Source organism: Virgisporangium ochraceum (assembly GCF_016863655.1).
GTDB classification, from domain to species: domain Bacteria; phylum Actinomycetota; class Actinomycetes; order Mycobacteriales; family Micromonosporaceae; genus Virgisporangium; species Virgisporangium ochraceum.
Genome location: NZ_BOPH01000016.1, coordinates 83,242 through 93,416 on the forward strand (window position 1 = coordinate 83,242; position 10,175 = coordinate 93,416).

At 69.0% G+C, this 10,175-nt stretch carries 8 protein-coding genes; 4 read left to right on the forward strand and 4 right to left on the reverse strand.

The window, feature by feature from the left end:
* Positions 1-31: 31 nt before the first annotated feature.
* Entirely contained in the window at positions 32-2,446 is a 2,415-nt protein-coding gene (locus tag Voc01_RS05560; protein ID WP_203926170.1) for a transglycosylase domain-containing protein, read from the reverse strand.
* A 412-nt stretch (positions 2,447-2,858) separates the two neighbouring features.
* Positions 2,859-3,299: a DUF5318 domain-containing protein gene (locus Voc01_RS05565; RefSeq protein ID WP_203926171.1), complete on the reverse strand. Its 441-nt coding sequence runs from the start codon at positions 3,297-3,299 to the stop codon at positions 2,859-2,861.
* Positions 3,300-3,453: 154 nt separating this feature from the next.
* On the opposite strand from Voc01_RS05565, the gene Voc01_RS05570 reads away from it, so the two are divergent.
* Positions 3,454-4,089, forward strand: a complete 636-nt coding sequence (locus tag Voc01_RS05570; RefSeq protein ID WP_203926172.1) for a PadR family transcriptional regulator — start codon at positions 3,454-3,456, stop codon at positions 4,087-4,089.
* A gap of 1 nt (position 4,090) precedes the next feature.
* Positions 4,091-5,170 carry an inositol-3-phosphate synthase gene (locus tag Voc01_RS05575; RefSeq protein WP_203926173.1) on the forward strand — a complete coding sequence of 360 codons (1,080 nt, stop codon included), beginning with the start codon at positions 4,091-4,093 and terminating at the stop codon, positions 5,168-5,170.
* 100 nt (positions 5,171-5,270) lie between these two features.
* Here Voc01_RS05575 and Voc01_RS05580 read toward each other — a convergent pair whose 3' ends face one another.
* Positions 5,271-5,768: a methylated-DNA--[protein]-cysteine S-methyltransferase gene (locus tag Voc01_RS05580; RefSeq protein ID WP_203926174.1), complete on the reverse strand. Its 498-nt coding sequence runs from the start codon at positions 5,766-5,768 to the stop codon at positions 5,271-5,273.
* Positions 5,769-5,916: 148 nt separating this feature from the next.
* Between Voc01_RS05580 and Voc01_RS05585 the strand changes: the two genes are divergently transcribed.
* Positions 5,917-7,287 carry an MFS transporter gene (locus Voc01_RS05585; protein ID WP_203926175.1) on the forward strand — a complete coding sequence of 457 codons (1,371 nt, stop codon included), beginning with the start codon at positions 5,917-5,919 and terminating at the stop codon, positions 7,285-7,287.
* Between the two features lie 19 nt (positions 7,288-7,306).
* Here Voc01_RS05585 and Voc01_RS05590 read toward each other — a convergent pair whose 3' ends face one another.
* Positions 7,307-8,182 carry a hypothetical protein gene (locus Voc01_RS05590; protein WP_203926176.1) on the reverse strand — a complete coding sequence of 292 codons (876 nt, stop codon included), beginning with the start codon at positions 8,180-8,182 and terminating at the stop codon, positions 7,307-7,309.
* Between the two features lie 163 nt (positions 8,183-8,345).
* Here Voc01_RS05590 and Voc01_RS05595 point away from each other — a divergent pair, with 163 nt between their 5' ends.
* On the forward strand, positions 8,346-9,785 hold the full coding sequence (locus Voc01_RS05595; RefSeq protein WP_203926177.1) for a peptidylprolyl isomerase: 1,440 nt from the start codon (positions 8,346-8,348) through the stop codon (positions 9,783-9,785).
* The last annotated feature ends 390 nt before the right edge of the window (positions 9,786-10,175 follow it).

The window sequence follows — 10,175 nt, forward strand, 5'->3', positions numbered from 1 at the left end:
GGGACCTCGGTTTCACAGTTGTCGATTCGAGCTAGTCGCGACCGCCGCGGTTTCCACCGCCGCCACCGCCACCGCCGGGGCCGCCGCCGGGCGGAGTCGCGTTGCCGCCGCCCGGACCCGGGTTGTTGTTGCCGCCGCCGGGGCCGGGATTGCCCTGCGACTGGTTGTTCTCGGTGCTGGGCGTGGGCGACTTGCCGTCACCGGCGTCCTCGTCGCCGACGAACTTGGGCGGCGCGAACTTGGCCGTCGGTTTCTTCTCGCTCACCTTCTTGATGAACTTGTCGAAGATCTTGCCGGCGCCCGACGAGCCCTGCATCTTCTCGCCGTTGGCCTGTTTGATCGGTAGCTCGTCGCCCTTGTTACCGACCCAGACGGCGACCGCGACCCCGTTGTACTTCTTGTCCTTGTTCGCGGGTGAGTACCCGACCGTCCAGGAGTGCGCGTTCTGGCCCTTGTACTTGTCGTTGCCGTTCTCCCAGGTACCGGTCTTCGCCGCGACCTTGCGGTCCTTGGGGTTCCAGTTGTACTTCGCCGCGACGTGCTCCAGCGTCCACGCCATGTCGGCGCCCATCTGGGACGTGAAGCCGGGCATCGCGGTGAGCTTCAGGCTCTCCGTGAACAGCTTCTTGTCGTCCTTGTAGATCTCGGCGATGAAGTGCGCCTTCGCGGCCTGGCCACCGGCGGCCAGCGAGGCCACGCCGTTGGCGTGGTCGATGACCGTGATGGGGTACTGACCGAACCCGATCTCGATGTCGAAGACGGTCGCGCTGGTGTTCTGACCGGTGTTGGCCAGCTCGGTCGCCTTGTGCGCGTTCAGGTCCCAGATGGCGCCCTTGCCGGGGATCACGTCACGCATGTACCGCACGCCGGCCGCCCGGGCTGTTTCCAGCACCGCGGCCGCCTTGTTGTCCAGATCGGTCGTGAGCTGGTAGAACGGCACGTTCAGCGACTGGGCCGTCATCTCCCAGAGCTGGCACGAGCCCTTCGCGCAGTCACCCTCGGCGTTCGCGTTCCGGATGCCGTTCGAGGCGTTCTTGGGCCGGCCGTCGAAGTCGCGGGGACGGCCGTCCCACCACGAGTTGATCGAGATTCCCTGGGACAGCGCGGCGGCCAGCGTGTAGATCTTGAATGACGACGCGGGTGCGTGGAAGCCCGCGGTGGTGCGCTGACCGTCGCCGAGGACGGGGTCGACCCAGGAGCCCGCGTAGTCGAGGTCGGATCCCTTGTTGCCGCCGTAGTAGGCGAGCACCCGGCCGGTGAACGGTTCCACCGCCACCAGTGCCGCGGTCTGGGTGGCGGGAATCCCCTTCAACGGGGAGTCCTTGCCCGTCACGTCGGCGTAGGTCTGTGCGGCACCCTGCGAGGCCAGGTCGATCGTGGTGACGATCTTCAGACCGGCGTCCTTGAGGTCCTCGGGCGTCTCGGCCACGGCCTTGATGTTGCGGTCGGTCTTCTGCAGCTGGGTCAGCTCGTCCATCACGTTGTGGACGATGTGGCCGGTCGGCGTGTCGAGCCCGAACTGCGTCTGCGCCTTCCGGTTGCTCCGGTCGAACTTCGGCACCGCCGGCATCTGCATGTCCTTGGTGACCTGGTACGCGTCGCTGCCGTACTTGGCGAGCTTCGGCTTCAGCTCGACGAGCGAGTTCCGGTTGGCCTCGAAGCGGGCCTTCGCGTCGTTCGGGTTGACGTTCGGGTCGAACGCGCTGCTGCCGCCGCCGCCGTCGGGGTTCTTGATGAAGCCCGCGAGCATGATCGACTGCTCGACGGTGAGCTCCATAGCCGAGTTGAGGTCGAAGTACGCCTTGGCGGCCGCCTCCACCCCGTACGCGCTGCGGCCGAAGTACACGGTGTTGAGGTAGAACCCGAGGATCTCGTCCTTGGTGTACTTGTCGGCCAGCTTCATCGCGACGGCCGCTTCCTCGACCTTCCGCTTGTACGAGTTCTCGGTGAGCTCGGCGATCTTCCGGGCGTACTGCTGCGTGATCGTCGACGCGCCCTGCCGCTCGCCACCCGTGAAGTTGTTCCACGCCGCACGCACGATGCCGGCGACGTCGACGCCCTCGTTCGAGTAGAACGACTGGTCCTCGGTGGCGATCACCGCGTGCTGCATGTGCTTCGGGATCTTGTCGAGGGCGACGATCGTGCGGTTCTCCCGACCGATCTTCGCCATCTCGGTGGCGCCGTCGGAGAAGTAGATGGTGCTGGTCTGGCCGGCCGGCAGCGCGTCGGGCGCCGGAATCTTCGCGAAGACGTAGGTGCCGCCGACGAGCGTTCCACCGGCCACCATGATCAGGACGGCGATGCTCGCGATGGCCCAGTTACGTCGGCGGGCCTTCTTCGACCGCGGTGGACGCGGCCCGCGCTGGGCACGCCCGCCCTGACCCGCGGCGGCAGGTCCGTCGGGACGCGTCGGGCCACCGGGTCCGCCGGGGCCAACGGGCGCCACCGGGCTCGGTGGAGCACCGACCGCAGCCCGGCCCACCGTGGCGCGGCCGACGGTCGCCCGTCCCGCAGGTGCGGCTCCGGAGACCGGAACGCTCGCCGAGCCGACGGACGCTCGTCCCGTCGTACCGCCAGGAGCCGGAACCGACGCGCGGCCGCCGACCCCGGCGGCCCCCACGGCCGCACCGGACCCGGGGCCAGGAGCCGGAACGCTCGCCCGACCGACCGTCGCGCGGCCTACCGGACCACCTGACGCACCGGCGCTCGGAAAGCCGCTCGATTCGCCGTAACTCATTCATCCCACCTTGCCGGCCGCGATGGTATTTCATCCACCATCGCCCAGTTGTCGTGAGGAGTATGGCCGGCCCGCATCCATACGGGACGACCAGTGGAAGCCTCGGCCACTTCGGTGCTGGTCACTGAACGGGTCCTCCTCGACGCCGACCGCCGACGGCGGTGGCTGCCTCAGCGGGAGCCGGTGTCGACTCCGCCAACCCGTCACGCCCGAGCGTGAACTGCTCGATGAGGTGGTTCCAGCCGCACCCGCGGCACACCTCGACCACGTACACCCGAAACTCGCGGAACGTCATCGCCAGGACCGGCAGCTCGGCCGCCTTCCGGGCCTGACCCGACGACGCCTTCAATTCGTCGCCGTAAATGTAGTGCACGTTCGTGAGGTGCTCCCGCCGGCACACCGGACAACGCTCGTCGGTGGGGTCCCCGTGGAACCTGGCGGCGTTGCGCAGGTAGGGAGACGCGTCACAGACCTCGTACGTTCCGACCCGGCCGGAATACACCTCACGCAGCAGCGATCTACGCCTCAGGGCGTAGTCGACGATCTGCCGTTGCGTGCGCACGGACCGAGGGTACGCGGTCCCGGCTCGCGAGGCGACAACGGCTACGGACCGTAGTCACACGTGTAACAGCGGTCGATGGTCTTGCAAACGACAGATGAACCGAGCTACCGTCCCGATGTATCGGCGCGATACATCGGAGGGAGGCCGGAACACGATGCTCGAGCTCGCGATCCTCGGCCTCCTGATGGAGACCCCGATGCACGGTTACGAGCTGCGTAAACAGCTCGCGACCAAGCTCGGCGCATTCCGGGCGGCCATCAGCTACGGGTCGCTCTACCCGACGCTCCGGCGCATGAAGGAAGCCGGCTGGATCACCGAGGAGTCGGCGACGGCCGACAAGGATGCTCCACCGCTGGCGTCGAAGCGGGGCAAGGTCGTGTACAAGATCACAGCCGAGGGCAAAGAGCGATTTCAGGATCTTCTCGGCAGTTCCGGGCCGGAGACGTTCGACGACCCGGGGTTCGGTGTGCACTTCGCGTTCTTCTCGCGCACCGACCAGGCCACCCGACTGCGCATCCTCGAGGGCCGGCGCCGGCGCGTCGAGGAGCGGCGGGAGGGCCTGCGCACCACGTTGGGCCGCGCTGCGGAGCGGCTCGACGCCTACACGCTCGAACTCCAGCGCCACGGTCTCGATGCCTGCGAACGCGAGGTCCGGTGGTTGGAGGAGCTCATCGCGAGCGAGCGCTCCGGTCGGCCGCCGGAGGTCACCCCAGATCCGGAAGCACGGCCAGAAACCCGGCCAGAAACCCGGCCCGAAGCAAACAACCCAACCAATCTAGGAGGCACCTGACATGGGCTCCGTCCGCGTGGCCGTCGTCGGTGTCGGCAACTGTGCCTCGTCCCTCGTCCAGGGGGTCGAGTACTACCGGAACGCCGACCCGGCAACCCGCGTCCCCGGCCTCATGCACGTGAAGTTCGGCGATTATCACGTGGGCGACGTCGAGTTCGTCGCCGCCTTCGACGTCGACGCCAAGAAGGTGGGTCGTGATCTCGCCGAGGCCATCGTGGCCAGCGAGAACAACACGATCAAGATCTGCGACGTACCCCCGACCGGTGTCACCGTGCAGCGTGGCCCGACCTACGACGGTCTCGGCAAGTACTACCGCGAGATGGTCGAGGAGAGCGACGAGCCGGCTGTCGACGTGGTCGCGGCCCTGCGCGAGGCGCGGGTCGACGTGCTCGTCTCCTACCTCCCGGTGGGCTCGGAGCAGGCCGACAAGTTCTACGCCCAGTGCGCGATCGACGCGGGTGTCGCGTTCGTCAACGCGCTGCCGGTCTTCATCGCCTCCGACCCGGAGTGGGCCAAGAAGTTCGAAGACGCCGGTGTGCCGATCGTCGGCGACGACATCAAGAGCCAGGTGGGTGCCACGATCGTGCACCGCCAGCTGGCGCGCCTCTTCGAGGAGCGCGGGGTCGAGCTGCTGCGCACGTATCAGCTCAACTTCGGCGGCAACATGGACTTCATGAACATGCTGGAGCGCGACCGCCTCCAGTCGAAGAAGATCTCGAAGACCCAGTCGGTCACGAGCCAGATCCCGCACGAGATGAACGCCGGCGCCGTCCACATCGGTCCGTCCGACCACGTGCCGTGGCTCGACGACCGCAAGTGGGCCTACATCCGGCTCGAGGGCAAGTCGTTCGGCGACACGCCGCTGAACGCCGAGCTCAAGCTCGAGGTCTGGGACTCGCCGAACTCGGCGGGCATCATCATCGACGCGGTCCGTGCGGCCAAGATCGCACTCGACCGCGGCATCGGCGGCCCGATCCTCTCGGCCTCGTCGTACTTCATGAAGTCGCCCCCGGAGCAGTACCACGACTTCGACGCGCGCGAGTCCGTCGAGAACTTCATCAACGGCAGCATCGAGCGCTAGCTCACGTCGTAAGGGAGCCGGGCCGTCGTGGCCCGGCTCTTTTATGTGTGACGGGCCGCGTCAGCTCCGGCTACGGTCGATCATTGCCACTCGTGGCGAACTACCGGAACGCCGCCTCGATCGTCACCCTTGCCTCGAGCTCGAGCAGGTGTACCTTGCGGGGGAGGCCCCCGCCGAAACCGACCAGCTTCCCGCCCGCACCCACCACCCGGTGGCACGGGACCACGATCGGCAGCGGGTTGTGGTTGCACGCGATGCCCACCGCCCGGGCGGCTCCGGGGTCGCCGAGTTCGGTGGCGATTGAGCCGTATGTGGTGGTCTCCCCGTACTTGATGGCAGCAATCCGGTCCCAGACCTTGCGCTCGAACTCCGATCCGCTGCGTACTACCAGGGGGAGGTCGAACTCGGTGAGCGTGCCCTCGAAGTACTCGGTCAACTGTTCAGCGGCGGCGGCCAGCAGGCCGTCTGGCTCCTCCACGAGCCCGCGGCCGGGTGGTGCGCCCTGGAACTGCACGCCGCACACTCTCTCGTCGGCGCCGTCGCCGTCGACCGCGACACCGATCTCCCCGATCGGAGAGGGAACCTTCGCCCACCGCATGGCACCCATCCTGCCTCCCGCCAATGCTCAGGCCGTCGTCCGATCGGCCGACCGGCTAGGTATGACCCAGGTGGCCGTACTCCCCGGATCGGGCTCTGAACCGTACGTTCGAGGTGCACGGCCGGAAGGCGTGACTACGCTCGGAGCCGTGCCCTCCCCAGGCAGTGCCGCTCAGGTGAACCGCTCGCACAACCTCCGCGCCGTCCTCCGCGTGCGCGGGTTCCGTCGGCTTCTCGGCGTCCGGATGCTGAGTCACCTGGGTGACGGCTGGTTCCAGGCGGGTCTGGCGGGCAGCGTCCTGTTCAACCCCGACAAGGCCACGAACCCGCTGGCGATCGCGATCGGGTTCGCGATGCTGCTGCTTCCGTACTCGCTCATCGGGCCGTACGTCGGTGGCTTCCTCGACCGGTGGAGCCGCCGCTCGATCCTGTACGTGGCGAACGTGCTGCGGGCGCTGCTCGTGGTCCCCGCGGCGCTCCTGATCTTCAACGGCGACGAGGGCCTGCCGTTCCTCGTCCTCTCGTTCCTGATCATCGGGTTCAACCGCTTCTTCGTGGCCGGCGTGTCGGCGGCGATCCCGCACGTGGTCGAGGACCGGCGCCTGGTCACGGCCAACTCGCTCGCCACCACGATGGGCTCGGTCTGCTTCGCGGTCGGCATCGGCACCGCGGCGGTCACGCTCGCGGTTTTCGACCTGGCCAGCTTCCACGGCTACGGCGTGATCGCGTCGGTGGCCGTCCTCGGATACACCGCGTCGGCGCTGCTGGCCCGCTGGTCGTTCGGCCGGTCCGACCTCGGTCCCGACCACCCGCCGGCCGGCGCGCTGCGCTCCGCGCTCGCCTCGTCGGGTCGCGAGATGGTCGACGGGGTACGCCACCTCGCCGCCCAGCGGGGCGCTGCGTACGCGCTGCTCGCCCAGAGCGGCCAGCGGGTGCTGTTCGGGGTGCTCACGCTGTCGGCGCTGCTGATGTTCCGCAGCCCGGTGGCGGAGGACGGTAACGTCGCCGGCGCCGTGCCGGGTCTCGCCGCGGTGTTCGTCGGTGGCGCGGTGGGCAACCTGGCCGCGTCCGTGCTGACCCCGCCGGTCGCCCGCCGCGTGTCGGGCTGGCGCTGGCTGACCCTGCTGCTGGCGCTCGAAGGGCTCGCCATCGCGGTGTTCGGCCCGGCGTTCACGCCGTACCTGCTCGCGATCGCGGTGTTCTTCGTCAACCTGGCCGGCCAGGGCGTCAAGATCGTCGTCGACACCGACCTGCAGCACGAGTGCGCCGACGACTACCGCGGCCGGGTCTTCAGCCTCAGCGACACGATGTTCAACGTCAGCTTCGTGCTGGGCCTGTTCCTCGCCGCGCTCGTCCTGCCGGCCGACGGCCGCTCGGTCGAGGTGCTGTTCTCGGTGGCGCTCGGCTTCGTCGTGGTGGCGATCTGGTACGCGTTCACCGGCGGCCGCTGGGCGCTGCGCGTCGGTGACGACATCGCCCAGCCCGACCTCGAGGTCGACAAGGTCACCGCCCGCGTCTGACGCGGTTTCACGTGAATCCTTACTTGCTCATCTCGACCGTGGCCAGGTCGGTCGACTGAGTCAGCGTGTTGCCGCCGCACTCGTACTTGGCCGGCTTGGTGTCCATGTCCAGCGGGATCGACGTGGTCGTCGTGCCGTTGACCTTCACCGTGGCGGTCCCGTTCGCCGACGGGTTGCTGAAGGTGAACGAGCCGTCGGACGTCTTGAACGAGAAGGTCACCGAGCCGGTGAACGTGATCGCCACGTTCTGGCCCGACATCTTCCCGGTGTAGGTGACGCCGTTGCCGTAGTCGTACTTGCCGGTGCCGTCGGACTTCAGCTCGACGGTGCCGCCCCGGGCGGTGAACTCGGCGAGCGTGCCGTCGATGTCGACCTTCTCCCTGGCGCTGGTGACCTTCCAGGTGCCGACCACGCACTTGTCGATGCCGTTGGCGGTGGTGCCGCCGGTGCCCCCGCCGCCACCCGGGTCGTCCTTGCTGGCCCTGACGACCACCACCCCGACGATGCCGATCACCAGGATCACTGCCACCACCGACAGCACGATCAGCGGCACCGTCGACGGCCGACGGGTGGGTTGCGCCGGTGCGGCCTGGTACGGGTTCGGATCCTGGTAGCCGTACTGGCCCTGGGGCTGCTGGTAAGGCTGCTGGTAGCCCTGGTACCCCTGCTGCCCCTGGTTCGGCGGGGCGGAGTACGGCTCCGCTGAGTACGGAGCCGCTGAGTACGGAGCGGCCGAGTAAGGGTCCGCCGGAGCGGCCGAGTACGGGTCGGCCGGTGGCGGGTACGCCTGGCCGTAGCCGGAGTTGTAGGCCTCGTTGCCGCGGAACAGTCCACAGTTCTGGCAGTTTCCCGCCGGAGTGACCTCCGTGCGGCCGCAGTTGGGACACGGCTGCATGGCTCTCCTCCAGAGGCGTTCGTGGTCGGGCTGGAATGCGACGGTAAAACACGGTGTCGAGCGCGGTCATCACCTGCTCCGGCAGGTCGACCCCCCAATCCGGGCAATCTGGTTGTTACGATCAGTCGCATACCAATTGCTTTCAGTAACGGGGGATCCGACCATGGCCCGTGTCGAGCAGGCAGCCGCACCCGGTGCGGCGGCACCCGGCGAGCCCCCCGAAGCTGCGGCAACGCCCGGAACCCGCTCCACGGATCGCGCGGCCGAACCGTCGTCGACCACCTCCGAGGCGGAGCCGACCACCCGGGCCGGCCGTCGGGCCGCCCGGAGGCGTGCGTCTCAGAAGTCCGGTCGGAATTCGGACGCCCGCGACGACCGGACCCCCGCCAAGCCCCCCACTCCCAGCGAGCCGGGCGGCCAGCACGCCGCCTCCGAGACGGACGACGCCAAGCCCACCGGGCAGCACAGCGCCCAGGACACCGCCGAGGCCGGCCCGGACCGGGTCAGCCTCGTCAAGGCCCGGCCCGCCCACGCCCGCGCCGACGAACCAGCCGGCGCCGACGAACCGGCCGGCGCCGACAGCCCAGCCGACGCCGACGAACCGGCCGACACCGGCAGCCCAGCCGACGCCGACGAACCGGCCGACACCGGCAGCCCAGCCAGCGCCGGCAGGCCAGCCGACGCCGGCAGCCCAGCCAGCGCCGACGAACTGGCCGGCACAGACAATCCCGAGCCGCCATCCGGGTCCGAGCGAAACCGTGCCCCACGACCCGGCGGACCGGCCCACGCCGGTGCCCCGACCTACCGCCCCCGCCACGCCAAGCGGAACCGCCGCCGCTGGCCGGTGCTCCTCGGTGCCGGGCTGGTGCTCGTCGCGCTGGCCGGGGTCGGCGCCGCGGCGGTCGTCTCCCGGCAGGACGACGGCACCGACGGCGCCACCGCCCCGGCCGCGACGCAGATCGCGCCCGCCCCGGCGAACCTTCCGACCGGACCGTCGGGCGTCACGGCGGCGTCGGTACCGCCGCCCGCGGCGGCCGCACCGGCGGCACCGGGCACCGTCGAGTGCCGGTTCAACCCGGCGCCCGACAAGTCGCCGAAGATCGTTCCGCCGGTTCTGGCCACCCGCACGGGACTGGTCACAGCGACGATCGGCACCAACCGCGGTCCGATCTCACTGGAGCTCGACGCGACCAACGCACCGTGCACCGTCGAGTCGTTCCTGACGCTCGCCGCCGGCCGGTACTTCAACGACACCGCCTGCCACCGCCTCACCACGATGCTGATCTTCGTGCTGCAGTGCGGCGACCCGACCGCCCTCGGCTCCGGCGACCCCGGCTACTCCTTCGACGACGAGAACCTGCCCGCGCCGGGCGGCACGCCGTACCCGCGCGGCACGCTGGCGATGGCGAACGCCGGTCCCGACACGAACGGCAGCCAGTTCTTCATCGTCTACAAGGACAGCCCGATCGACCCCAACTACCCGGTCTTCGGGAGGGTCACCGCCGGGTTGGAGATCGTCGACCGGGTGGCGGCCGGTGGCGCGCCGGGCAACGACGGCCAGCCCAACGAGTCGCTGGTGATCCAGACGGTCCAGCTCGCCTAGTGTTTCGGGTGTCCGTTGATCGTTGTTGAGGAACAGAACCGCAGTGGGGCTTCACCTTCGTTCCGCGGACGACGATCAAGGCGGCCGGCACAGCCCTGGTTCCGTATGGCGCAACACATTCAGCGACACACGTCGGCGCCGTTCACGGCACCCACGACGACCCCTCTCCGCCGATCTTGCAGTTGTGGCAAGATCGACGCAGACATCGACAACGGCGCGACCGCGAGCGGCGCGGCCGGGCCACAGACCTGACAAGCACCACTAGTGTCCCGAGTCGCAGGTTCGCGCGTGGTCGTGGAATGGGCAAAGCCGGCATTTTAGCCCGAGGCCACCACTGTCCGTTATCGCAAACCTGCCTACCAGGTCTGTGCCGGCCCGCTTTGATCGTCG

Coding starts and splice junctions, on each gene's coding strand:
- Voc01_RS05570 (WP_203926172.1), top strand. CDS start 3,454: ATGCTCGAGCTCGCGATCCTCGGCCTCCTGATGGAGACCCCGATGCAC.
- Voc01_RS05575 (WP_203926173.1), top strand. CDS start 4,091: ATGGGCTCCGTCCGCGTGGCCGTCGTCGGTGTCGGCAACTGTGCCTCG.
- Voc01_RS05580 (WP_203926174.1), bottom strand. CDS start 5,768: ATGCGGTGGGCGAAGGTTCCCTCTCCGATCGGGGAGATCGGTGTCGCG.
- Voc01_RS05590 (WP_203926176.1), bottom strand. CDS start 8,182: ATGCAGCCGTGTCCCAACTGCGGCCGCACGGAGGTCACTCCGGCGGGA.
- Voc01_RS05595 (WP_203926177.1), top strand. CDS start 8,346: ATGGCCCGTGTCGAGCAGGCAGCCGCACCCGGTGCGGCGGCACCCGGC.